This is a genomic window from Nonomuraea sp. PA05 (assembly GCF_008086045.1).
Lineage (GTDB): Bacteria > Actinomycetota > Actinomycetes > Streptosporangiales > Streptosporangiaceae > Nonomuraea > Nonomuraea monospora.
In genome coordinates this window covers 161,087-184,565 of the sequence record NZ_VSEY01000018.1, presented here as the reverse complement: position 1 = coordinate 184,565, position 23,479 = coordinate 161,087, and the positions used below count along the sequence as shown (strand labels likewise).

19 protein-coding genes are annotated in these 23,479 nt (G+C 71.9%); 11 read left to right on the top strand and 8 right to left on the bottom strand.

What is annotated here, in order from left to right; genetic code table 11:
• The first annotated feature begins 58 nt into the window (after window positions 1-58).
• The 6 genes from FXF51_RS27835 (at window position 59) to FXF51_RS27810 (ending at window position 6,878) form a co-directional block, all read left to right on the top strand.
• Window positions 59-769 carry an IclR family transcriptional regulator gene (locus tag FXF51_RS27835; RefSeq protein ID WP_148437619.1) on the top strand — a complete coding sequence of 237 codons (711 nt, stop codon included), beginning with the start codon at window positions 59-61 and terminating at the stop codon, window positions 767-769.
• Between the two features lie 113 nt (window positions 770-882).
• Window positions 883-1,977: an alpha/beta fold hydrolase gene (locus tag FXF51_RS27830; RefSeq protein ID WP_148437618.1), complete on the top strand. Its 1,095-nt coding sequence runs from the start codon at window positions 883-885 to the stop codon at window positions 1,975-1,977.
• A 17-nt stretch (window positions 1,978-1,994) separates the two neighbouring features.
• Window positions 1,995-3,383, top strand: a complete 1,389-nt coding sequence (locus tag FXF51_RS27825) for an FAD-binding protein (RefSeq protein WP_187414602.1) — start codon at window positions 1,995-1,997, stop codon at window positions 3,381-3,383.
• A gap of 5 nt (window positions 3,384-3,388) precedes the next feature.
• A complete protein-coding gene (locus tag FXF51_RS27820; protein WP_148437616.1) occupies window positions 3,389-4,126 on the top strand; it encodes a hypothetical protein in 738 nt (245 codons plus the stop codon).
• Entirely contained in the window at window positions 4,123-5,886 is a 1,764-nt protein-coding gene (locus tag FXF51_RS27815; protein WP_148437615.1) for a GMC oxidoreductase, read from the top strand. The genes FXF51_RS27820 and FXF51_RS27815 overlap by 4 nt, the downstream gene beginning before the upstream one ends.
• Window positions 5,883-6,878, top strand: coding sequence for a hypothetical protein (locus tag FXF51_RS27810; RefSeq protein WP_148437614.1), 996 nt, complete (start codon window positions 5,883-5,885; stop codon window positions 6,876-6,878). The genes FXF51_RS27815 and FXF51_RS27810 overlap by 4 nt, the downstream gene beginning before the upstream one ends.
• On the opposite strand, the gene FXF51_RS27805 is transcribed toward FXF51_RS27810, so the two are convergent.
• Window positions 6,868-7,401, bottom strand: coding sequence for a hypothetical protein (locus tag FXF51_RS27805; RefSeq protein WP_148437613.1), 534 nt, complete (start codon window positions 7,399-7,401; stop codon window positions 6,868-6,870). The two genes, FXF51_RS27810 and FXF51_RS27805, sit on opposite strands and share 11 nt — an antisense overlap.
• A gap of 141 nt (window positions 7,402-7,542) precedes the next feature.
• Here FXF51_RS27805 and FXF51_RS27800 point away from each other — a divergent pair, with 141 nt between their 5' ends.
• Complete coding sequence (locus tag FXF51_RS27800; protein ID WP_148437612.1) at window positions 7,543-8,871, top strand: MFS transporter; 1,329 nt, start codon at window positions 7,543-7,545, stop codon at window positions 8,869-8,871.
• Here the strand turns inward: FXF51_RS27800 and FXF51_RS27795 are convergent.
• The 7 genes from FXF51_RS27795 to FXF51_RS27765 form a co-directional block, all read right to left on the bottom strand.
• Window positions 8,868-9,527, bottom strand: coding sequence for a GntR family transcriptional regulator (locus FXF51_RS27795; RefSeq protein ID WP_148437611.1), 660 nt, complete (start codon window positions 9,525-9,527; stop codon window positions 8,868-8,870). The genes FXF51_RS27800 and FXF51_RS27795 overlap by 4 nt on opposite strands.
• Before the next feature lie 43 nt (window positions 9,528-9,570).
• Complete coding sequence (locus FXF51_RS27790) at window positions 9,571-10,332, bottom strand: fumarylacetoacetate hydrolase family protein (protein WP_148437610.1); 762 nt, start codon at window positions 10,330-10,332, stop codon at window positions 9,571-9,573.
• Between the two features lie 8 nt (window positions 10,333-10,340).
• Window positions 10,341-11,360, bottom strand: coding sequence for an ABC transporter substrate-binding protein (locus tag FXF51_RS27785; protein ID WP_148437609.1), 1,020 nt, complete (start codon window positions 11,358-11,360; stop codon window positions 10,341-10,343).
• Window positions 11,357-12,292, bottom strand: coding sequence for an ABC transporter permease (locus FXF51_RS27780; RefSeq protein WP_148437608.1), 936 nt, complete (start codon window positions 12,290-12,292; stop codon window positions 11,357-11,359). The genes FXF51_RS27785 and FXF51_RS27780 overlap by 4 nt, the downstream gene beginning before the upstream one ends.
• Window positions 12,289-13,143: an ABC transporter permease gene (locus FXF51_RS27775; RefSeq protein WP_148437607.1), complete on the bottom strand. Its 855-nt coding sequence runs from the start codon at window positions 13,141-13,143 to the stop codon at window positions 12,289-12,291. Before FXF51_RS27775 ends, FXF51_RS27780 begins: the two co-directional genes overlap by 4 nt.
• Window positions 13,140-13,931: an ABC transporter ATP-binding protein gene (locus FXF51_RS27770; RefSeq protein WP_148437606.1), complete on the bottom strand. Its 792-nt coding sequence runs from the start codon at window positions 13,929-13,931 to the stop codon at window positions 13,140-13,142. Before FXF51_RS27770 ends, FXF51_RS27775 begins: the two co-directional genes overlap by 4 nt.
• 61 nt (window positions 13,932-13,992) lie before the next feature.
• Entirely contained in the window at window positions 13,993-14,871 is an 879-nt protein-coding gene (locus FXF51_RS27765) for an alpha/beta fold hydrolase (protein ID WP_148437605.1), read from the bottom strand.
• Between the two features lie 126 nt (window positions 14,872-14,997).
• On the opposite strand from FXF51_RS27765, the gene FXF51_RS62030 reads away from it, so the two are divergent.
• From FXF51_RS62030 to FXF51_RS27735, 4 genes are all read left to right on the top strand, one after another.
• Complete coding sequence (locus tag FXF51_RS62030; protein ID WP_222871500.1) at window positions 14,998-18,918, top strand: AfsR/SARP family transcriptional regulator; 3,921 nt, start codon at window positions 14,998-15,000, stop codon at window positions 18,916-18,918.
• A 336-nt stretch (window positions 18,919-19,254) separates the two neighbouring features.
• On the top strand, window positions 19,255-21,612 hold the full coding sequence (locus FXF51_RS27745) for a glycoside hydrolase family 3 N-terminal domain-containing protein (protein WP_148437604.1): 2,358 nt from the start codon (window positions 19,255-19,257) through the stop codon (window positions 21,610-21,612).
• Window positions 21,609-22,595, top strand: a complete 987-nt coding sequence (locus FXF51_RS27740) for an ABC transporter permease (protein ID WP_148437603.1) — start codon at window positions 21,609-21,611, stop codon at window positions 22,593-22,595. The genes FXF51_RS27745 and FXF51_RS27740 overlap by 4 nt, the downstream gene beginning before the upstream one ends.
• Window positions 22,592-23,470 carry a carbohydrate ABC transporter permease gene (locus FXF51_RS27735; protein ID WP_262379883.1) on the top strand — a complete coding sequence of 293 codons (879 nt, stop codon included), beginning with the start codon at window positions 22,592-22,594 and terminating at the stop codon, window positions 23,468-23,470. The genes FXF51_RS27740 and FXF51_RS27735 overlap by 4 nt, the downstream gene beginning before the upstream one ends.
• The last annotated feature ends 9 nt before the right edge of the window (window positions 23,471-23,479 follow it).

The window sequence follows — 23,479 nt, the reverse complement described above, 5'->3', positions numbered from 1 at the left end:
ACGGCGTGCCGCTGCGCGGTTCATTAACATTAAAATCGGTCCGCAGAGGAGTCAATGCATGCAGAACGTGATCAACGCTCTCCGTGTGCTGGAAGAGGTCGCCGACCGCCAGCCGATCGGCGTCGGCGAGCTGGCGCGCGGGCTCGGCCTGCCCAAGAGCACCGTGCAGCGCTCGCTGAAGACGCTGCACGAGGCGGGGTGGATCAGGCCGGCCGGGGGCGAGGTCACGCGCTGGCAGGTGACCAGCAAGGCCTTACAGGTCGCCCGCCGCACCGAGCTGGGGCTGCGTGACGCGGCCGTGCCGGTGATGGAGGAGCTGCGCCAGCGCACCGGCGAGACCATCCACCTGATGGTGCCCGAGGGGGACGCGGTCGTGCTGATCGAGCGGCTGGAGACCGACAAGCCGCTGCGCATCGTGCTGCCGCTGGGCATCCGGCTGCCGCTGCACGCCTCCGCCAACGGCAAGGCCGTGCTGGCGCACCTGGCCCGTTCGCCCGGCGAGCTGCCGGGCTACACCGACACCACGATCACCGACCCGCACGTGCTGCGGGCCGAGCTGGACGCCGTGCTCGCCCGCGGCTACGCCGACAACCGGGGCGAATGGCGCTCCGACATCGCCGCCGTGGCCGCCGCCGTCCTCGGCCCGGCAGGCCCGGTCGCCAGCCTCAGCGTCTCCACCCCGGCCAGCCGCATGACGGAGGAGCTGCGCGCGGAGTACGGCAAGCTCGTCACCCAGGCGGCCAGGACGCTGGCGGGCATCCTGCACTGAGGGATTTCGGCTCGGGCGTTATAAATGTCCGTTCTTGACGGGGTTCGGGGGCGGATGTACGTTCGCCACCGCTTCGCCCTGCCGAGGGTGTCCAAACCGCGCGGAGAGTCGCCATGACGCGCACCATCCCGCTGTTCACGCTCGAAGGCGTCCCGGACGCCACGATCACGACGCACCCGTTCACCACCCAGGACGGCCTCGGGCTGAGCCTGCTGAGGTTCGTCAGGGAGCCCGCCGGAGACGTGGTGTTGGTGATCCACGGGCTCACCACGTCCAGCGACATGTTCATCATGCCCGAGCACCAGAACCTGGTCCGCTACCTGCTGGACAACGGCTTCTCGGACGTATGGACGCTGGACTGCCGGATGAGCAACCGGCACCCCTACAACCGGTCGATGCACCGCTGGACCATGGACGACGTCGCCCTGTTCGACCACCCGGCCGCGCTGCGCACGCTGCGCGCGCAGGTGGGGGAGCGGCGCGTGCACGTCATCGCCCACTGCCTGGGCTCGGTGTCGTTCCTGATGAGCCTGTTCGGCGGGGCCGTGGACGGCATCGCGAGCGTCATCGCCAACAGCGCCGCGCTGACGCCGAGGGTGCCCGCCTGGTCGCAGCTCAAGCTGACCGTCGCGCCCGCCGTCATGGAGTACGTGCTCGGCTTCCCCTACCTCGACCCCGCGTGGAGCGAGAACCCCCGCTTCACCAGGGGCTGGCTGTTCTCCAAGGCGGTGGACCTGTTCCACCCCGAGTGCGACGAGCCCGCCTGCCACATGCTCAGCCTCATGTGGGGCACCGGCTGGCCGGCGCTCTACGGCCACGACAAGCTGGAGTCCGTCACCCACGCCCGTAGCGGCGACCTGTACGGCGCCACCGGCTTCCACTACTACCGGCACGTGCTGAGGATGGTGCGGGCGGGCCGCGCCGTGAAGTACGACCCCGCCGACGCGCGCCTGGCCGCGCTGCCGGACGACTACCTGGCCAACGCGGCCGAGATCGACACGCCCGTGCTGCTGACCACCGGCGACCGCAACCACGTCTTCGCCGACTCGAACGTGGTCTGCTACGACCGCCTCAAGGCGGCCGCCCCCGGCCGGCACGAGCTGGTCGTCTTCCCCGGCTACGGCCACCAGGACGTCTTCATGGGCAGGAACTGCCACCAGGACGTCTTCCCGCTGATGACCGACTTCCTCAAGCGGCAGGGGGCGTGACCGTGTCCTACCAGCCCGTGAGCCATGAGGACCATCCGCGCGACACGCTGCTCAGCCTGGCCCACGACGGGGAGCGGACGGCCGATCCCGCGATCCCGCCGCGCTGGCCGTTCAAGGTCTACCTGCCGCGCACCACCGACGACGTCGTCAGGGCCGTCAGGGAGGTGCGCGGGCGGGACGAGCGGCTGATCGTGCGCGGCCACGGCCACTCCAGCAACGACCTCGTCACAGGCGACGGCGCCACCGTCCTGGTCACCGGCCGGATGAGCCAGATCGTGGACGTGGACGAGCGCGGCCGGACCGTCACCGTGCAGGGCGGCGCGATCCTGTCGGAGGTGGACGCGCACCTAGCAGAACGCGGCTGGGGGCTGCCGGTCATCGGCGACCACGACCGGATCACGGCCGGCGGCTTCGCCTCGGTCGGCGGCATCAGCCCCGCCTCGCACCGCTACGGCCTGTTCGTGGACACCGTCAAGGAGCTGGAGTACGTGGACTGGGACGGCGAGGTGCACGTCTGCGGCAGGGACCGCGACCCCGGCCGCTTCCACCGCGTCCTGGCGGGCACCGGCAGGCACGGCGTGATCACCTGGCTGAAGATCGACCTGGTCCGCGTCGACAAGCACCGCACGGTGCTGCGCAACCACCTGCTGTTCACCAACGACCTCGACGACTACCTCCGCCGCTCGGCCGAGCTGGTCCGCGACCCCGGCGACGCGCTGATGGAGCGGGGCGTGTGGGCCGACTTCCCGACGCCGCTCGGCGCGCTGCGGCTCGGCCAGTTCTCCTCCTACCGCCAGACGCCGCAGAACCCGCTCAAGTCGCTGCTGAACGGCGCCGCCCACGGCTCCCAGCAGTTGCTCGGCCGCTGGGCGAGGCGGCTGCCGGCGGCGGACGAGCTGGTCAAGTACCTCGGCATGGCCGAGATCATGTTCAGCCCGCTCTACGCCAGCGGCAAGAACGTCGAGCGGCTCACCGATCCGACCGCGGGTGAGCCGGCCCGCACGCTCGCCGTCCTGGCTCCGGCCGAGCGCTACGAGATTCTCTTCCGCCGCCTGTACGACGTCGCCGTCGAGGAGCGGCGCGACAGCGGGGGCATCACGTTCGTCTCGATGCACGTCAAGGCGATCCGGTCGGGCTACCTGTCGCAGGGGGAGGACGGCAGGCGGCACTGCGAGCTGATGCTGCACTTCGGCGTCAACCCGGCGCAGCTCACGGAGAAGGTGCTCGAACGGCTGGTGGAGCGGGTGGACGACCTCGTCATCGACAACGGCGGCTTCCGGTGCATGCACACGCGCACCAGCGCCTCGCCGGAGCGGCGGCGGCTGCTCGACCCGAACGCCAGGTACGCCGAGGACGCCGGCAAGCCCCGGGGCAAGGGTGTCACCGGCACGACCGGGAAGGTCTGATGACCATGGCTCCCAAGACACGGCAACCTCGCGCGACGGCCCCAGCGACGGGCGAGATCAAGGCGGGCGGGATCAAGGCGGGCGGGATCAGGGCGGGCGCGGTCAAGGAGGCGAAGGCCGCCCCGGGGCTGACCTTCCACGAGAAGATGTCCGGATATTTCGCGATGGGTGTGAAAGATCCCCGCGAGGGCGCCCGCATCGGCCACCGCACCGGCTGGCGCCTCACCCTGCGCGCCACCGTCACCATCCCCGACCTCAAGGCCTTCACCGCCGACCCCGCCCACCCCGGCACCCTGCGCGGCGAGATCGAGCTGCCGGGCGTGGAACGGCGCATCCCCTTCCACGACGGGATCTTCCACCTCTTCGCCCCGTCCGGCACCCCCGACCTGACCCTCCTCCTCTACGAGGCCTCCTTCTCCCACCAGGGCCAGGCCCACTACCTGGCCGGCCGCAAGAGCGTACGCGACGACCTGGGCCTGGACCTCTGGCCCGACACGACCACCCTCGACGTGCGGCTGCACCGCGGCCCCGACACCCGGGGCGAGGTGACGGGCGCGGGGGTGCTGCGGCTGGGCGCGGGCGACCTGGCGGCGCTGCTGCTGTCGATGCGCGCCAGGAACGTGGCCTCACCGGTGGAGGCGGCCCGCGTGTTCGGCGCGTTCGGCCTGCTGTTCGCGCGCAACCTGCGTGACAGCTACCTCCTGCGGCCCCGCGCCTACCTGCGGCGCAGGGAGCGGTCATGACCCCGCCCGCCGCGGAGCACGTGGACGCCGTGGTGGTCGGCTCGGGGTTCGGCGGCGCGGTGTCCGCCTTCCGGCTGGCCGAGGCCGGGCTGCGGGTGGTCGTCCTGGAGCGCGGGCGCGCGTACCCGCCGGGCAGCTTCGCGCGCACGCCGCACGAGATGGGCAGGGCCCTGTGGGATCCGAGCGAGGGCCTGTACGGATTGTTCGACGTGTGGACGTTCAACGGGTTCGACTCGGTGGTGAGCAGCGGCCTCGGCGGCGGCTCGCTGATCTACGCGAACGTGCTGCTGAGGAAGGAGGAGAAGTGGTTCGTCAAGCGGGAGCGGCTGCCCGGCGGCGGGTACGAGACGTGGCCGGTCACCAGGGCCGAGCTGGACCCGCACTACGACGCCGTGGAGCGGATGCTCGGCGCCACCCGCTACCCGCTGCACGCCCCCGCCTACGCCGGCACCCGTAAGACGCTGGCCATGCAGGTGGCCGCCAAGGACCTGGGGCTGGCCTGGGAGCTGCCACCGCTGGCCGTCAGCTTCTCGCCGGGGCCGCAGGAGCCGCCGGGGCTCGGGCTGCCGATCAAGGACCCCGAGTACGGCAACCTGCACGGCAGGCCGCGGCGTACCTGCCGGTTGTGCGGGGAGTGCGACATCGGCTGCAACGACGGCGCGAAGAACACGCTCGACCACACGTACCTGTCGGCCGCGCGGCACGCAGGAGCGGACCTGCGCACCCACCGCGAGGTGCGCGAGCTGCGGCTGCGCGACGGCGGTGGCTACGAGGTCGGCTACGTCGAGCACGACCCGGCGAGTGAGGGCCGCCGCCTCGGCACGGGCAAGCTGCCGCTCCGCAGGATCACCTGCGACCTACTGATCCTCGGCGCGGGCACGTACGGCACCGTCTACCTGCTGCTGCGCAACCAGGGCAGGCTGCCGGGGCTCAACCTGGAGCGGCTCGGCCGGCGCTACTCCGGCAACGGCGACCTGCTGACGTTCCTGCTGCCCAGGCCGGCCGGCGGCGAGCGGATGGAGGCCAGCCGCGGGCCCGTCATCACCAGCTCCATGTTCGTCCCCGACCGGCTGGACCGCCCCGACGTCCAGGGGCGCGGCTTCTACGTGCAGGACGGCGGCTACCCGGGGTTCGTGGACTGGCTGGCGGAGAGCGCGGACGTGACGCGCTCGCTGTTCAGGGCGGGCGAGTTCGCGGTGCGGGCGGTGGTGTCGCGGCTGCTCGGCACGCCCGACAGCAGCCTGAGCGCCGAGCTGTCCCGGCTGATCGGGCAGGGCACGCTGTCGTCGGGCTCGCTGCCGCTGCTCGGCATCGGCCGCGACGTGCCCGACGGGGTGATGCGGCTGCGCGGCGACCGGCTCAACGTCGACTGGACGACCAGGACGAGCCGGGAGTACTTCGCGCGGATGCGGCGCACGATGCGCGATCTCGCCGACCACCTGGAGGCCGGCTACGTCGACAACCCGATCTGGTTCTTCCGCAAGATCATCACGGTGCATCCGCTGGGCGGCGCCGCGATCGGGCACAGCCGCGAGGAAGGCGTCTGCGACCCGTACAACGCCGTGCTCGGTCTGCCCGGCCTGTACGTCGCCGACGGCGCCGCCATGCCGGGCCCCGTCGGCCCCAACCCGTCGCTGACCATCGCGGCGCTGGCCGACCGCATGTGCACGCACCTGCTGGAGCGGCGCCCGCGCCGCACCCGCCGCAGTGCCACCCGCAGTGCCGCCCGCCTGACGCCGGTGGAAGGGAGCACGCCGTGAACCGCATCGCCGTGGCGTTCGTCCACGGCGTCGAGATCGACGACCCGGACTTCGCCGCCCGCCCGTCCGAGCTGCTGCGCGACACGTTCGCGGACGCGGCCGGGATGAGCCGCGTCGACGCCGACAACGCGCTGGTCGTCGAGCCCGTCGCGTGGGCGCCGCACATCGAGGAGCGGCAGCGCGAGCTGTTCGCCAGGATGTACTCGGCCGCGGGCGCCCGCTCGTTCTTCGACGAGCGGCTGCAGGGCATCGTCAGGAGGCTCAACGCCGGGCGGGCGACCGCGCTGATCCCGATGGCGCTGTCGCTGGTCAGGCGCACCCTGCCCGAGCTGCCCGGCCTGCGCTACCCGGCCGCCCGCTGGCTGATGCTGCACTTCACCGGCGACATCATCGCCTACGACAGGAAGCTGAACGAGACCAACTACGTCGCCGCGCACGAGGCGCTGGCCGCCGCCCTGGCCCGGCTGGCGGACAAGGCAGGCGACGGCGCGCCGCTGTGCGTGCTGGCGCACTCGTTCGGCGGCGTGCTCGTCAGCGACTACCTCTACGACCAGCAGGAGACGCTGCGCGGACACAAACTGGTGCCGGACCGGGTCCGCGCCGCCATGGGCACCTCGGCGCTGGCCAGGGGAGAGACGCTGGCCTGGCTCTACACGATGGGCAGCCCGCTCGCGCTGTGGAGCCTGCGCTACCCGGACGCCCGCCTCGACAGGCCCATCGACTTCCCCGGCGCGGACGTCGCCGGGCGCGTGACCGGGCTGCAGAGCGAGTGGGTCAACTTCTACGACCCCGACGACGTGATCGCCTACCCGCTGCGGCCGCTCGGCCCCGCCTACGAGCGGCAGGTGACGATGGACCGGCCGATGACGGTGCGCGGCTGGCGGCCGGTGTACGGCACGCCGCTGGTGCACCCGTTCTACTGGACCGACAGGAAGGTGATGGAGGCCGTCGGCCGGTCACTCGCCAAGGGCTGGCGGCACCTCAACCCGTAGGCGAGGCCGACGGGCTCGGCGGCGCGGTGGCGGGCGGCGCCGTCGAGGGCGCGCCCGACGGCGCGGCCGGCAGGTCGGCGAAGTGCCCGGTACGCGTCTTGACCGGCACCATCAGACGCACCGGCTCCGCCTCGCGGAAGGTGAACGTCATCGGCACCACGTTGCCGCGCACCCCGTTGGCCGTGCCGATGGGCTGGTTGCCGGTGCCCACCGCCTGGTCGGGCGGCAGCGTGAGCGGCTGCCCCGTGAGCTGCACGGTGCCGCCGCCCTCCATGGTGACGCGTTCGAGCTGGTCGGGCTGCTGGGCGTCGTTGACGATCACCCCGAACAGCGCCTGCTGGGGCGGGTGCGACGCCGAGTCGGTGCCGCCCAGGAGGAAGATGTTGCGCAGGCTCAGGCTGTCGCCCACGTTGGCGTTGGCCCCGTCGTTCTGCGGGACCCGGTTGGCCTCGTCGAACCCGGCGTTGGCGCAGCCCGTGGCCGCCAGGGCCACGACCATCACAGCAGCGGCGGCAGCTCGCATCACATGCCCTCCTCCCGAACCCGTAGTGGTTGCACTACCCGCCCCGGCACCGGCCCGAACCAGCGCTTTCAGCCCTGGTGACCATCGATGATGCATCATGTACCGTCACCGTTAACGCGTGACCTACCCCAGGAGCGGTAGATGGTCGATCAAGGACTCGACACGACAGGTCAGCAGAAACGACGGCAACTGGTCCGCGCGGTGGTCGCCTCCGCCGTGGGCACCTCGATCGAGTGGTACGACTTCTTCCTCTACGGCTTCGCCGCCAGCACCATCTTCGCGGAGCTGTTCTTCCCCACCAGCGACCCGACGACGGGCCTCCTCCTGGCCCTCGGCACCTACTTCGGCGGCTTCGCCGCCCGCCCCATCGGCGCGGCGATCTTCGGCCACTACGGTGACCGCATCGGCCGCAAGGCCACCCTCATCATCACCCTCATGACCATGGGCATCGCCACCGCACTCGTCGGCCTGGTGCCCACCTACGAGCAGATCGGCATCTGGGGCGGCATCCTGCTCACGCTCCTGCGCCTGCTCCAGGGCATCAGCGTCGGCGGCGAGTGGGGCGGCTCCGTGCTGCTGGCCACCGAATGGGGCAAGTCCAAGGGCGGGCGGCGCGGCTTCCTCGGGAGCTGGCCGCAGTTCGGCGTGCCCGTCGGGCTCGTGCTCGGCTACCTGGCGCTGCAGGTGTTCGAGCCGATGGACCCGTACTGGGGATGGCGCATCCCGTTCCTGCTCAGCGTCGTGATGGCGGCCATCGGCCTGTACATCAGGCTCGGCATCCTGGAGACGCCGGTCTTCGCCAAGGTCGTCGCGGAGAACAGGGTCGAGCGGGTGCCCGTGCGGCAGGTCCTGGCCATGAACTGGCGGGAGATCGTGCTCAGCGCGCTGTTGCGCACCGGCCAGCAGGCGCCGTTCTACATCTTCACCGTGTTCATCCTCACCTACGCCACCAAGACGCTGGGCTTCGCGCCGAGCGACGTCTACACGTACGTGATCGCGGCCGGTGTCGTGTCGCTGTTCACCGTGCCGTTCTGGGGCTTCATCTCCGACCTGGTGGGGCGCAGGCGGCTCTACATCATCGGCGCCGCGATCATGGTGGTCTGGTCGTTCGTCTACTGGCCGCTGCTGGACACCCGCGTCCCCGCGCTGGTCTTCCTGGCCATCGTGCTGGCCGCGCCCATCCACGACATCCAGTACGGGCCGCAGGCCACGTTCATCGCCGAGAGCTTCACCGGACGGCTGCGCTACAGCGGCGCCTCGCTCGGCTACCAGCTCGCCTCCGTCACGGCGGGCGGGCCCGCGCCGCTGATCGCTGTCTGGCTGTACGCGACGTACGGCAGCTCGATGGCCATCGCGATCTACATGGCGATCTGCGCCGCGATCAGCGTCGTGGCGGCGTACCTGCTGAAGGACCGCTCGCAGCAGGATTATGCGGTCGAGTACGACGACCCACGGGCCAAGACCGGTTAGGCGAGCCGTTCGAGCGCGAGCATGGTCGCGTCGAGGTGGCGCAGCACGATCTTCACCGCCTCCTCGGCGTGCCGCCGCCTGAACGCCGTCACCAGGTCGCGATGGTCGCGGTCGGCCTCGTCCCTGCGCGTACGCTCCTGCCCGCGCAGGGACAGCCCCACGTAGACGGCGGCGCCGTCGCGCAGGCCCTTGAGTATCGCGCGCAGCCGGGGCGAGCCGGCCGCGTCGCTGAAGACGGCGTGGAACTGCCGGTTCAGCTCGACCCACTCGCCCCGGTCGAGCTCGGCCTCCATCAGCTCCCGCAGCCGGTCGGCCCGGTCGATCTCCTCGTCGGTGATACGTTCGACAGCCTTACGGATCGACACGGGCTCCAGCATGCGGCGCAACTCGTAGATCTCCCTGACCTCGGCCAGATCCGGCTCGCGCAACATCGCGCCCTTGTGCGCGTCGATCCTGATCAGGCCCTCGCCCGCCAGGTCGCGCAGCGCCTCGCGGACCGGCGTGATGCTCACCTTGAGCTGGGCGGCGATGTCGGCCTGCACGAGCCGGTAGCCGAGCGGCAGGTCGCCGCCGAGGATCGCGCGCCGGAGCGTTTCGTAGACGAAGGCGTGCGCGGTGCGCGCGGGCGGGCCGGGCTTGAGCACGACGGACGTCACGCTTGCCACTATAAGCGGCGCCTAACCGCCGTTTCCTGCGAGGTCAGGCGTCCTCCGCCACCACCGGGTTGCTCAGCTCGCCCAGCCCCTCCACCGTCACGGTCATCGTGTCGCCCGGCTGCACCGGGCGCACGCCCGGCGGCGTGCCGGTCATGATGACGTCGCCCGGCTCCAGGGTGGAGAAGGCCGACACGTACGCGATCAGCTCGGGGATGTCGAAGATGAAGTCCCTGGTCCGGCCGTCCTGGCGCAGCTCGCCGTTGACCGCGCAGGTGACGCGCACGTCCGACGGGTCGAAGTCGGTGTCCACCCACGGGCCGAGCGGGCAGAAGGTGTCGAAGCCCTTGCCGCGCGTCCACTGCGGGTCGCTCTTCTGGATGTCGCGGGCCGTGACGTCGTTGCCGATCGTGTAGCCGAAGACCACCGACATCGCGTCCTCCGCCTTGACCCGCCGCCCCGGGCGGCCGATCACCACGACCAGCTCCGCCTCCGGGTCGAGCCGCCCCGACAGCGACGGGTAGACGACCGCGTCACCGGGGCCGACGATCGACGACGGCGGCTTGAGGAAGATCAGCGGCTCCTTCGGCACCGGGTTGCCGAACTCGGCCGCGTGGTCGGCGTAGTTCCGGCCGACGCACAGGATCTTGCTGGGGGTGACGGGCGCGCGCAGGCGCACCTCGCCGCCCACCGGGTCGCCGGGGACCAGCTCCGTGTACGGGTCTCCGGTCGCGGCCCGCACCGTGCCGTCGGGATCCATCACCCCCCACCGCACCGTGCCCGCGTCGTCGTACCTGATGATGCGCATCTCGCTCCTCAGCAGCCGTTGTACTCGTTCGTCCAGAGGCGGCCCTCGGCCGCGTCCGCCTTCTCCTCCAGGATTTTCAGCCTGAGCATGACATCCAGCGTGCGCCGCACCACCGCCGGGTCGAAACAACCCCTGTCGGACAGCGCGGAGCTCATCGCCTTGACGGTGCGCAGCACCGTCGCCTTGTCGCTGCTGCCCAGGTCGTCCATGATCTGGCCCGCCACCGCGTCGGGCTGCTGCTTCACCTTGACGGTCGCCTGCGCCAGCACGCGGCTGAACGCGGCCGCCGTCCCCGCGTTCTCCGCGGCCCACTGGCGGGAGGTGGCCCAGGCGGTGTAGTCGAACTTGTCCAGCTCCGGCACCTCGCCCTTCGGCCCGTCGATGAGCACCACGCCGAACCCCTTCTCCGCGGCCACGTACGGCGTCGGCGGCGACAGGTGGTAGGCGTCGATCTGGCCCTTCTCCAGCGCCGCCAGCAGCGCGGACCCGCCGCCGAGCGGCACCAGCTCCACGTCCCGCTCCGGGTCGAGCCCGACCGAGGCCAGGTAGTAGCGCATGTAGGTGTCGGTGGGGGAGCCCGGCGAGGTGATGCCGATCTTGAGGCCCTTGAGCGCCCCGAGCCTCTCCGGCAGCGGGGAGGCCGCCGTGACGTTCTTGCGTTCGCTCACCTCCTTGCGCATGACCAGCGTGAGCGTGACCCGGTTGAGGATGTCGTGCGCCATCACCACCGAGTCGTCGCCCGCCTTGCTCAGCTCGGCCAGGTCCTCGAAGCCGACGTCGGCGTACTGGGCCTGGCCGGAGGCGAGCGCGGCGACGCTGTCGTTGCCGCTCTCCACCTCCACGATCTCCACCGTGAGGCCCTCCTTGGCGAACAGGCCGTCGTCCTGGGCGACGTACAGGGCGGACAGGAACACGTTCGGCGCGGACGCGATCGTGATCTTCTTCGCCTCCTGCGCCGGCTCCGCCCCGCCGCCGCAGCCGGCCACCGCCGCGAGGACCACCGCGACCGTTCCAATATGGGCTCTCATGAGACCTCCTCACCGCGCAGCCGGACCTCGGGCCGCCAGCGCAGCACACGGGACAGGGGACGCAGGGCCAGCGACAGCAGCAGGACGATCGCGGCCAGCACGACCGTGCCCGCGATCACCCCGGCGGTCTGGTACCGTCCGGCCGCCGCCCTGGTCAGATAGCCGATGCCGCGGTTGGAGGCGATGAACTCGCCCACCACCGCGCCGATCATCGCGGCGGGCAGGGTGACGCGGAAGGCTGCCAGCACGTACGGCAACGCGCCCGGCAGCAGCACCGACCGCAACGTCACCCACCGGTCGCCGCCCATCACGCGCGTCACGTCGATCAGCCCCTGCGGCACCTGCCTGATGCCCTCGACCGTGTTGATGAAGACCACGAAGAACACGAAGTACGCGGCCAGCACGATCTTGGGCGTCAGCCCGATGCCGAACCAGAGGATGAACACCGGCCCGAGCGCCACCGCCGGCACCGAGTACGCGATCAGGAAGTACGGCTCCACCACCCGGTACGCCACCCGCCGCAACGCCAGCGGCCAGGCCAGCAGCAGGCCCAGCAGCGCTCCGGACAGGAAGCCCAGCGCGGTCGAGGTGAGGGTGAAGCGGGCGTGGAACCAGAAGTCGGGGGAGACGGCCCAGGTGGCGAGGCGTTCCGCGACGGCCGATGGGGTGCTGACGAAGAACGGGCGGACGAGAGTGCCGGAGATGAGCTCCCAGGTGAGGATCGCGCCGGCCGCCAGGCCGAGGCGGCCCGCCCACACGACCGCGCGGCGGGCGCGGCGGTGGCGCGCGTGCTCGGCCACCTGCCGGCTGAGCACCTGCTCGCTACGGGCATGTTCGCTGGACGCCCGCTCATCCGGCACCTGCTCGCTACGGGCATGTTCGCTGGACGCCTGCTCATCCGGCACCCGCTCACCGCGCGCCTGCTCGCTCATCCGTGCGGCCCTTGCGCGCACCACGGCAGGGCCCGTGCCTCGACGGCCCGCACCACCGCGTTGACCAGCATCACCAGCACGGCCACCACCACGATCCCGGCGAACACGGTCGCCGTCTCGAACTGGCGCGACGACCGTACGATGAGGAACCCCAGCCCCTGCGTCGCCGCGATGAACTCCCCCAGCACGGCCCCCACCATGGCCCGTGAGAACGTCAGCCGGATGCTCGCCACCACGGCGGGCGCCGCACCGGGCAGGATCACCGTCCGCACCAGCCTCGCCCCCCGCGCCCCCATCACCCGAGACACCTCGACCAGCCCTGGCTCGATGCCGCGCACCCCCGCCACGGTGTTGGACAGCACGATCAGGAACACCATCAACGCCGCCAGCAGCACCTTCGGCAGCAGCCCGAGCCCGAACCACATGATGAACATGGGCGCCAGCGCGATCTTCGGGATCGAGTAGAACGCCGCCAGGAACGGCCCCGCGATCTCGTCCAGCACCGGCACCGCCACCAGCACCAGCGCCGCCGCCAGCCCGACCGCCACGCCGATGAGGTAGCCCAGACCGGCCTCCACCAGCGTCACCCTGATGTGCCCCCACAGCTCGCCGTCCACGACCAGCTCGGTCAGCCGCACCGCCACCTCCGACGGGGCGCTGACGTAGCGGCGCTCCACGACCAGCGGCGCCACGAACTCCCACAGCACCAGCAACGCCACCCCCAGCCCGGCGATCCCGGACCGCACCAGCAGCCGCTCCCTGGCCGCCGCGGCCCTGGACCGGTCCGCCGCCAGGGTGAGCACCTGCGCGGTGGCGGGTCCCGGGGCCTCGCGGGTGTCCCTGAGCGTCATGTCGCCGCGATCTCCATGCGGATGTCGTCCCACAGCGCGTCGTACAGCTCCCTGAAGCGCGGGACCTCGTGGATGTGGAAGACGTCCCTGGGGCGGGGGAGGCGCACCTCGTACTCCCGCTTGACGCGGCCAGGGCGGCAGGTGAACGTGATGATCCGGTCGCTCAGCGCGATGGCCTCGACGAGGTCGTGCGTGACGAACAGGACGGTCGGGCGGCGCAGCTCCCACAGCTTGAGCAGCTCGTCCTGGAGGATCACCCGGGTCTGCGCGTCCAGCGGGCCGAACGGCTCGTCCATGAGGACGACGTCGCTGTCGTAGGCGAGCGTGCGGACGATCCCGGCCCGCTTGCGCATGCCGCCGGACAGCTCGTGGGGGTAGTGGTCCTCGAAACCCTTGAGGCCGACCAGCTCGATGAACTCCCTGGCCCGGCGGCGCCGCTCCGCCTTGGGGACGCGGCGCAGCTCCAGGCCGTACTCGACGTTGCGCAGCATCGAGCGCCACGGCAGCAGGTTGTCGTCCTGGGTGATGTAGCCGACCTCGGTGTTGACGCCGGTCACCGGCCTGCCGTGGTGCAGCACCCGGCCGGCGGACGGCTGCGTCAGGCCGGCCAGGAGGTTGAGCACCGTGGACTTGCCGCACCCCGACGGGCCGACGAGGCTGATGAACTCACCGGGCCGGGCGTCGAAGCTCACGTCCTCCAGCGCGAGCAGCGGCTGCGCGGAACGCCCCCGTGGGACGAACGCCTTGTAGACGGCCTCCAGGCGGACGGCCGCTGCCTGATCTGCCATGCCTATCAGCTCCATACCGGATACTGAAGATGGTAGACCGTCTACCGGAGGGATCAAGACGTCACCTGGCGAGCAGTTCGCGCAGCGACTTCACCACCTCCGCCGGAGCCTCCTCGGCCATGAAGTGCCCGCACGACACCGTCCGGTGTTCCAGGTTCTCCGCCCACGCCCGCCACCTGCCGGCCGCGTCGAACCCGAGCGCCGCCCCCCAGTCCTGCTGCAACACCGCCACCGGCATGGCCAGCTTCCGGCCCGCCCGCCGATCGGCCTCGTCGTGCTCGACGTCGACCGTGGCCGTCGCCCGGTAGTCGGCCACGATCGACGGGACCGCCTCCCTGGACGCCTTCAGATAGGCGGCCCGCACGTCGGCGGGGATAGCGTTCGGGTCGTTCGCCCAGAGGTCCAGGAAGTACCCGAAGAACGCGTCCGCCGCCCCGCCGATCATCGCCTCGGGCAGCCCCGGCGGCTGCGCCATCAGATACAGGTGGAACCCCACGGCCGCCGACCTGCCCTGCATCACCTCCCAGGAGTCGAGCGTCGGCAGCACGTCCAGCGCGGCCAGGTGCGTGACGACGTCCGGATGGTCCAGCCCGGCCCTGACGGCGACGAGCGCGCCCCGGTCGTGCCCCGCCAGCGCGAACCGGTCGTGCCCCAGCGCCCTGGCCAGGGCGACGACGTCGGCGGCCATCGTGCGCTTGGAGTAGGCCTGGCCGCCGGTGTCGGCCGGCTTGTCGCTGTCGCCGTAACCGCGCAGGTCGGGGCAGATGACGGTGTGGTCGGCGGCCAGGTCGGCGGCGACGTGCCGCCACATGAGGTGGGTCTGCGGGAAGCCGTGCAGCAGCACGACGGGGGTGCCCGAGCCGCCCACGGCGACGTTGAGCGCCACGCCGTCGGCCACGGTGACGCGGCGGCGGACGAACCCGGTGATCTGAGGAGCCATGTCGGTTGCCCTTCCTGGTCGGTCGCGATCGTTCGGCGCCCAGCCTGCCGGGCGCCGATCAGCGCCTGATCAGCGACGACTCAGCCGCGACGGCCACCGCTCACGGGCGGATAGGTTGGGAGTCAAATGGTGACTTTCGGGGTGCTGGGGCCGCTGACGGCCGAGAACGAGCACGGCCCGGCGCGGCTCAAGGGGCCGCGCCATCGCGCCGTCCTCGCCCGGCTGCTGATTGCCCGGGGCCGGGTGGTGCCGGTGTCGTGGCTGATCGGCGATCTGTGGGAGGAGCCGCCGACGGGCGCCCTCGGAGCGGTGCAGACCTTCGTGGGTGAGCTCAGGAAAGCCCTCGAACCCGCCCGCCCTCCTCGCACCCCGTCCCGCCTCCTGGTCACCTCGCCGCCGGGCTACGCGCTGCGCCCCGGCCCGGAGGCGGTGGACGCCTGGCGCTTCGAGTCCGCTCTCACGGACGCCTCCCGCCTCCTGACCACCGGCGCGCCCGCCCGGGCCCATGCCCTCCTCGACGCCGCCCTCGGGCTGTGGCGGGGGCCCGCTTACGCGGAGTTCGCCGGCCTGGACTGGGCGCGTGGTGAGGCCGCTCGCTTGGACGAGCTGCGCCTGCTCGTCGTGGAGCGCCGGGCCGAAGCCGCCATGGCCTGCGGTGACGCGGCCGGGTGCGTGCCTGATCTGGAGGCGCATGTCGCGGAGCATCCGTTGCGGGAGGACGGGTGGCGGTTGCTGGGGCTCGCGCTCTACCGGGCGGGGCGGCAGGGGGATGCGCTGGGGCAGTTGCGGCGGGCTCGGGAGGTTCTGCGGGAGGAACTGGGGGTGGATCCGGGGGAAAGGTTGCGGCGCCTCGAAAGCGACATCCTCACCCAAGCCCCACACCTCAACCCACCCCCGCACCCCAGCTCGCCGGCACACCTCAACCCGCCCCCGCACCCCAGCTCGCTGGCACACCGCAACCCGCCCCCGACGCCCGCATCGCAGGGTGGCTCGCCTTCGCAGGCCGGCTCGTCGCCGCACGTCAGTTCAATCCCGCATGCGGGCACGCACCCGCACCCCCGGTCGTTCCCGCACGTCAGCCCGCCACCACTCGCGCCGCCGCTCTCCGCCCTCACGCACGCCCGCGCGATCGCGCCTCCCACCGAGCGCCCGCTGGAACCGGCCGAGCACCCCTTCGTCGGGCGGGCCACCGAGCTGGCCGAGCTGGAAGCCGTGGCGGCGCACGTCACGGCGTCGGGACGGGTGCGGCTCGTGCTGGTGTCCGGCGCGGCGGGCGCGGGCAAGACGGCGCTGGCCAGGACGCTGACCCGGCGCCTGGAAGCCGACGGCTGGACCACCGCCTGGGGCGCCAGCCCGGAAGTGCAGGGCGCCCCCTCCGCCTGGCCCTGGACCGAGCTGAGCGAGCGCCTCCCCACAACCGAGCCCCCGGCCACCACGCCCCCGGCCACCACGCCCCCGGCCACCACGCCAGACACGCCACCGGCCACGCCAGACACGCCACCGGCCACCGCGCTGGCCGCCCGCTTCAAACGCCACCGCGCCATCACCACCCACCTGACCACCATCGCCGACCGAGCCCCGCTCCTCCTGGTCCTCGACGACCTCCACTGGGCGGACGAGGAAACCCTGGCCCTGCTCACCACCCTGGCCACCGACCTGGGCCAGGCCCCAGTGCTGCTCCTCGCCACCTACCGCTCGACGGAGATCTCCGCCGCGCTGTCCGACGCGCTGGGCAGGGCCGCCCGAGCCGAGCCGGCCCGCGTCTACCTGGGCGGTCTCACCCAGCCGCAGGTGCACGAGCTGGTCCAGGCCATCACCGGCCGCCCGGCGAGCGACAGGGACGCCCGGACGATCCACACGCGCAGCGCGGGCAACCCGTTCTTCGTCAGGGAGCTCGTCCGCCTCTGGGAGAGCGAGGGCGACGCGGCCCTGCACACCGCCGTCCCCGCCGGGGTCCGCGACGTCATCCGCCACCGCCTCGCGGGTCTCGCGGAGACGGCTCGTACGCACCTGCGGCAGGCCGCCGTCCTCGGCCAGGAGGTGGATCTGGACGTGCTGATCCCGCTGGCCGGCGACGAGGAGCAGGTGCTGGAGTCGGTGGAGTCGGCCCTGCTGGCGGGCTTCCTGGTGGAGCGGGACGCGGACCGGCTGCGGTTCGCGCACGCGCTGGTGCACGAGACGCTCTACGACGACGTCACGCTCGCCCGCCGTGCCCGCTGGCATGCCCGGGCGGCCGGGATCGTCGAAGGGATCCGTCCCGGTGACGTGGAGACCATCGCTCACCACTGCGTACGTGCGGAGGGCCGGGCGGGTGCCGCCCGTACCGCCCACTACACGCGGGCGGCGGCGCTGCGCGCTGAGGCCAGGTCGGCGCCGCACGAGGCGGCCCGGCTGTGGCGCGCCGCACTCACGGCCCTCGACCAACTCACCGCCCCGGCACCCGGCTCGTCCGGTCCGGCACCCGGTCCCTTCGGCTTGGCACCCGGTCCGTTCGGTCAAGCACCCGGCTCGTTCGGTCCTGGGCCCGGTCTGTTCGGCCCTGGAGCCGGTTCGGCGGGCCCCGGTGGTGGGGCGGTCGTGCGGTTGGAGGCCGTCATGGGGCTGGTCAGGGCGCTGGCGGTGATCGGGGAGTTGCGCGAGTCGCGGCGGTACCGGGCTGAGGCGGTGGACGCGGCGGAGGCGCTCGGCGATCCGCTGGTGACGGCCGGAGTGATCGGCTCCTTCGACGTGCCCGCCATCTGGACCACCAACGACGACCCGGCACTGTCCGCACGCCTCGTCGCCGCCGCCGAACGCACCCTGGCCGCCTTGCCCGCCGAGGAAGGGACGCCGCACACGTACGCCGCAGAACGGGCCAGGCTTCTGATCACCATCGCCATGGAACGCCGAGCCGACCCCGGCCCGCGCGGCGACGAGGCGGCCCGGGAGGCTGAGGTGATCGCCCGCCGCCTGGGCGACCGCACCCTGCTCGCCTACGCGCTCAACGGCCGGTACATGCAGACGTTCCACCGGGCAGGCCTAGCCCCGGAGCGGGCCGCGATCGGCGAGGAGCTGGTTCGGCTGGCGGCAGGGGATGAAGGGCTGGCGACGTTCGAGGTGCTCGGCCACCTGATCCTGCTGCAGTCGTCGGCGGCGCTGGCCGACCTGGAGGCCGCCGACCACCACGCCGCCGCGGCCGATCGCATCGCGGAGCGGTACGACCTTCCGCTGGTCGGCGTGTTCACGACCTGGTACGCGGCCCTCCGCCGCACCATCACGGGCGACGACACGGCCGGGCAGGCGTACCGCGCGGCCGCCGCCCGGCTCAGCGGCACCGGGATGCCGGGCGTAGAGGACGGCATGCTGCCGCTCGCCCTGCTGTGCCTGGAAGTGGCCGAGAACCGGCTGCCGCAGGAAGGCCCGTCAAGCGCCCCCGCGGCTCGGGAGGGCTTGGCGGGCGCGGCCGTGGCCCCGGAAGGCTTGGCGGGCGCGGGCGCGGGCGCAGGTGCGGGTGCGGGTGCGGGCGTGGCTCGGGAAGGGGCGGTGGGTGCGGGCGTGGCTCGGGAAGGGGCGGTGGGTGCGGGCGTGGCTCGGGAAGGGGCGGTGGGTGCGGGCGTGGCTCGGGAAGGGGCAGTGGGTGCGGGCGTGGCTCGGGTGGCGGGCGCTGATCTCGCCGGCCTCGCGGATGCCGGCTGGGGCCCCTACGAGAGCTGGACCCGCCCCCTGATCCTCCTCGCCCAAGGCCGCCACGACGAGGCGACGGCCGCCGCCCGCACGATCCCCGACTCCCCGAACGACCTCCTGCTGGAGGCGAGAACCTGCCTGCACGCCGTGGCCGCGCTGGAAACGGCCGACCACCGCACGATGGAGCGCCTCTACGACCGGCTGCTCCCCGCCCAGGCGGAGCTGGCCGGAGCGGGCAGCGGCCTGCTCACCCTGGGCCCGGTCGCCCGATACCTGGGCCGCCTGGCCACGGCCCTGGGACGCGACGGCGAGGCGGCCGAGCATTTCCGGCGGGCAGAGGCGCTCGCGTCGAAGCAGGGGCCCACAGCAGGCAGCTCCACATGACCGCAAAAACGACACGAAGCCCGCAAAAGCCCCTTACCTCCCACCCCTGTAGTCTGCATGTCGACGTCCCCTCCCAGCGCGGCGACCTCTCGCCCACCCTTCCGAAAGTTTCGGGAAATTTATCGCCCCGCCGAGCCGGATCAGCTCCGTGACAAGCCCGGATCGCCCGTCGGCAGGATCTGCAACATAGCAGGTTGGCCCCACTCTTGACACGATTCAACCGGCCCCTTATGTTGCCGCAATATTAAACAGATCTGCTTGAAAGTTTCGGCGTCACCCCCGCGTAACACCCCCCGCTCTCGCCGCGGACGGCGCCGTCATGGCCGAAGGGATGGCATGAGGGGCCAGGAACCAATCGACACGAGCTCGACGCGCGGCGAGAGCGAGCCATGGCGGGACGCCCGGCTGTCGCCCGCCGAGCGGGCCGACGCGCTCATCCCGCTCATGACCCTGGAGGAGAAGATCGCCCAGCTCGTCGGGGTGTGGGTCGGCGCTGACGCGTCGGGCGGCGGCGTCGCTCCGCACCAGACCGACATGGGCGCCGGCCCCGAGTGGGACGACGCGATCCGTCAGGGGCTGGGCCAGCTCACCCGCCCGTTCGGGACGGCCCCGGTCGATCCCGTGGCGGGCGCGCGCTCGCTGGCGGCGTCGCAGGCGGAGATCGTCAGGGCCAGCCGGTTCGGGATCCCGGCGCAGGTGCACGAGGAGTGCCTGACGGGCTTCGCGGCCTGGCGGGCGACCGTGTACCCGGCGCCGCTGAGCTGGGGCGCCTCCTTCGACCCCGAGCTGCTTGAGCAGGTGGCGGGCCAGATCGGCCGGTCCATGCGCCGCGCGGGCATTCACCAGGGACTGGCCCCGGTGGTGGACGTGACGAGGGACTACCGCTGGGGGCGCACCGAGGAGACGATCGGCGAGGACCCGTACCTCGTCGGGACGCTGGGCGCCGCGTACGTGCGCGGCCTGGAGGGCGCGGGCCTCGTCGCCACCCTCAAGCACTTCGCCGGGTACTCCAACTCGCGCGGCGGCCGCAACCTGGCGCCGGTCGCGATGGGACGGCGTGAGCTGGCGGACGTCCTGCTGCCGCCGTTTGAGATGGCGCTGCGCCTGGGCGGCGCCCGTTCGGTGATGAACTCCTACGCCGAGATCGACGGCGTGCCGGTGGCGGCCGACGAGAGCATCCTGACCGGCCTGCTGCGCGACGAGTGGGGCTTCGAGGGCACCGTGGTCGCCGACTACTTCTCGGTCCGCTTCCTGGAGCGGCTGCACGGCGTGGCCGGCGACGGCGGGCAGGCGGCCGGGCTGGCGCTCAAGGCCGGGATCGACGTCGAGCTGCCGACGGTCGACACGTTCGGCGCTCCGCTGGTGGACGCGGTCAAGGCCGGTTCGGTGGACGAGGCGCTGATCGACCGCGCGCTGCGCCGGGTGCTCGTGCAGAAGGCCGAGCAGGGCCTGCTGGACGAGGGCTGGCAGCCGTTGCCCGGCCCCGCCGAGGACGTGCGGCTCGACGACGAGCAGAGCCAGGAGCTGGCCCTGCGGCTGGCCCGCGAGGCGATCGTGCTGCTGCGCAACGACGACGCCGTCCTGCCGCTGAGCCCCGCCGCGAAGGTGGCGCTGATCGGCCCCGTCGCCGACGACCCGATGGCGATGCTCGGCTGCTACGCCTTCCCCAACCACGTGGGCCCGCATCCCGAGCAGGGGCTCGGGCTGGACCTGCCGACGCTGCGCGAGTCGCTCGCCGAGCTGGTCCCCGGCCTGGCCTACGCGCGGGGCTGCACGATCTCCGGCGCGGAGACGGACGGCTTCGCCGAGGCGGTCGAGCTGGCGGGAAGCAGCGACGTGGTCGTGCTGGCCGTCGGCGACCGGGCCGGGCTGTTCGGGCGCGGCACCTCCGGCGAGGGCTGCGACGCCACCGACCTGCGGCTGCCCGGCGTGCAGGCCGACCTGGTGCAGGCCGTGCTGGCGACCGGCACCCCGGTGGTGCTGGTGCTGCTGGCGGGCCGCCCGTACGCGCTGGGCGACGAGGTGGCCGCGGCCAAGGCCGTGCTGTTCGGCTTCTTCCCCGGCCAGCGCGGCGGCCAGGCGCTGGCCGAGGTGCTGACGGGCGCCGTGAACCCGACGGGCCGCCTGCCTGTCGGCGTGCCGCGCGACGCGGGCGGCCTGCCTGCGACGTACCTGGCTCCGCCGCTCGGCCGCCGTTCCGACGTCTCGTCGGTGGACCCGACGCCCGCGTACCCGTTCGGGCACGGCCTGAGCTACACCGTCTACGAGTGGAGCGACGCGAGCGCCAGCTCGGCGGAGTGGGCGGTGGACGGCGAGGTGACCGTCCAGGTGACGGTCCGCAACGCCGGGACGCGCGCGGGCGCGGAGGTCGTCCAGCTCTACCTGCACGACCCGGTGGCGCAGACGACCAGGCCGGTGGTCCGCATGATCGGGTTCGCCCGCGTCCCGCTGGAGGCGGGCGAGTCGGCGCGGGTCACCTTCACCGTCCCGGCGGACGTCACGTCGTTCACCGGGGTGCACGGCCGGCGCATCGTCGAGCCGGGCGACGTCGAGCTGCGCCTCGGCCGCTCGTGCGCGGACGCGGTGGCGACGCTGCCGCTGCGCCTGACCGGCTCCGAGCGTGAGGTCGGCCACGAGCGGCGGCTCCAGGCGCCGGCGCACATCGACCGCAACCCCCCGGAGGGCCGAGGATGAGCACACCCCAGACCCTGACCCCCACCGAGACGCAGCCGCCGGAGACGAAGCTGGCGGCGGGTCGCCGCCGGCGTCAGGGCGGCAGCTCGTGGGGGCGGGCGCTGCGCCGCGACTGGCAGCTCTACTCGCTGGCAGTCCTCCCGCTGCTGTTCTTCCTGGTCTTCCGGTACGCGCCGATGATCGGCAACATCATCGCCTTCAGGAAGTTCGAGCCCGGCGGCAACATCTTCGGTGAAGAGTGGGTGGGCCTGCGCTACGTGAAGCTGTTCCTGAACGACCCGACGTTCTGGAACGTGTTCACCAACACGCTGGTCCTCGGCGGGCTGACCCTGCTCTTCTGCTTCCCGCTGCCGATCGTGCTGGCCCTGCTGCTCAACGAGGTGCGCAAGCGCGCGCTCAAGCGGTTCCTGCAGTCGGTGACGTACCTGCCGCACTTCCTGTCGATCGTCATCGTGGCCGGTCTCGTCATGCAGATCACCTCGATCGACGGGCCGATCAACGCGCTCCTGGGTTACATCGGCAGCGAGAAGATCTCGTTCATGCAGGACCCGGACTGGTTCCGGACGATCTACGTCGGCTCTGAGGTCTGGCAGACCGTCGGCTGGGGCACGATCCTCTACCTGGCCGCGCTGACCACCATCGACGACCAGCTCTACGAGGCCGCCAGGATGGACGGCGCCGGCCGGTGGCGGCAGATCTGGCACGTGACGCTGCCGGGCATCCGGCCGACGGCGGTCACGCTGCTGATCCTCAACATCGGCACGTTCATGGCGGTGGGCTTCGAGAAGGTCTTCCTGCTGTACAACCCGCTGACGTACCCGACGGCCGACGTGATCTCGACGTACGTGTACCGGATGGGCCTGGAGGCGAGCAACTTCAGCTACGCCGCCGCGATCGGCCTGTTCGAGGCGCTGGTCGGCCTGGTGCTGATCCTCTCGGCCAATGTGATCTCCCGCCGCACAGTTGGGACGAGCCTGTGGTGACAACGCACGACATGACCCGGGGCTACCGCGTCTTCCAGTGGTTCAACGGCGTCGTCCTGGCGCTGGTCGTGGTGGTGACGCTATACCCGTTCGCCAACATCCTGGCCCGCTCGTTCAGCTCGCAGAGCGCCATCGCCGCGGGTGAGGTGAACCTCGTTCCCAAGGGGTTCAACCTGACGACGTACAGGATCGTCGCGTCGGACCCGATGTTCTGGACGAACTACCGCAACACGGTCGTCTACACGGTCGTCGCGACGCTCATCGCGATGGTGATGACCACGTGCTACGCGTACGTGCTGGCCAAGAAGCACCTCAAGGGCCGCAAGTTCCTCGTCGGTGTCGCGGTCTTCACCATGTTCTTCTCCGGCGGCCTGATCCCGAACTACGTGCTGATCACCAGCCTCGGCATGAAGAACTCGATCTGGGCGATCGTCCTGCCCAACGCCATCAGCGTGTTCAACCTCCTGGTCATGAAGGCGTTCTTCGAGAGCCTGCCGCAGGACCTGGAGGAGGCCGCCGCCATCGACGGCCTGAACACCTACGGCATCCTGTGGCGGATCGTGCTGCCGCTGTCGAAGGCGGTCATCGCGACGATGATCCTGTTCTACGCGGTCTCGTTCTGGAACTCCTGGTTCTCGGCGTTCCTCTACATGGACCGCTCTGACCTGTTCCCCGTGACGGTCTATCTCCGCAACCTCATCGCCGGCGCGACCGGCGCGGACTCCTACGGCGCCGCAGCCGCCGAGGTGACGCAGGTGGGGGCCAACATCCAGGCGGTGACGATCGTGCTCACCGTCCTGCCGATCCTGGTCATCTACCCGTTCGTCCAGCGCTTCTTCGTCTCCGGCGTCATGCTCGGCGCGGTCAAGGGCTGACCTCCCGGC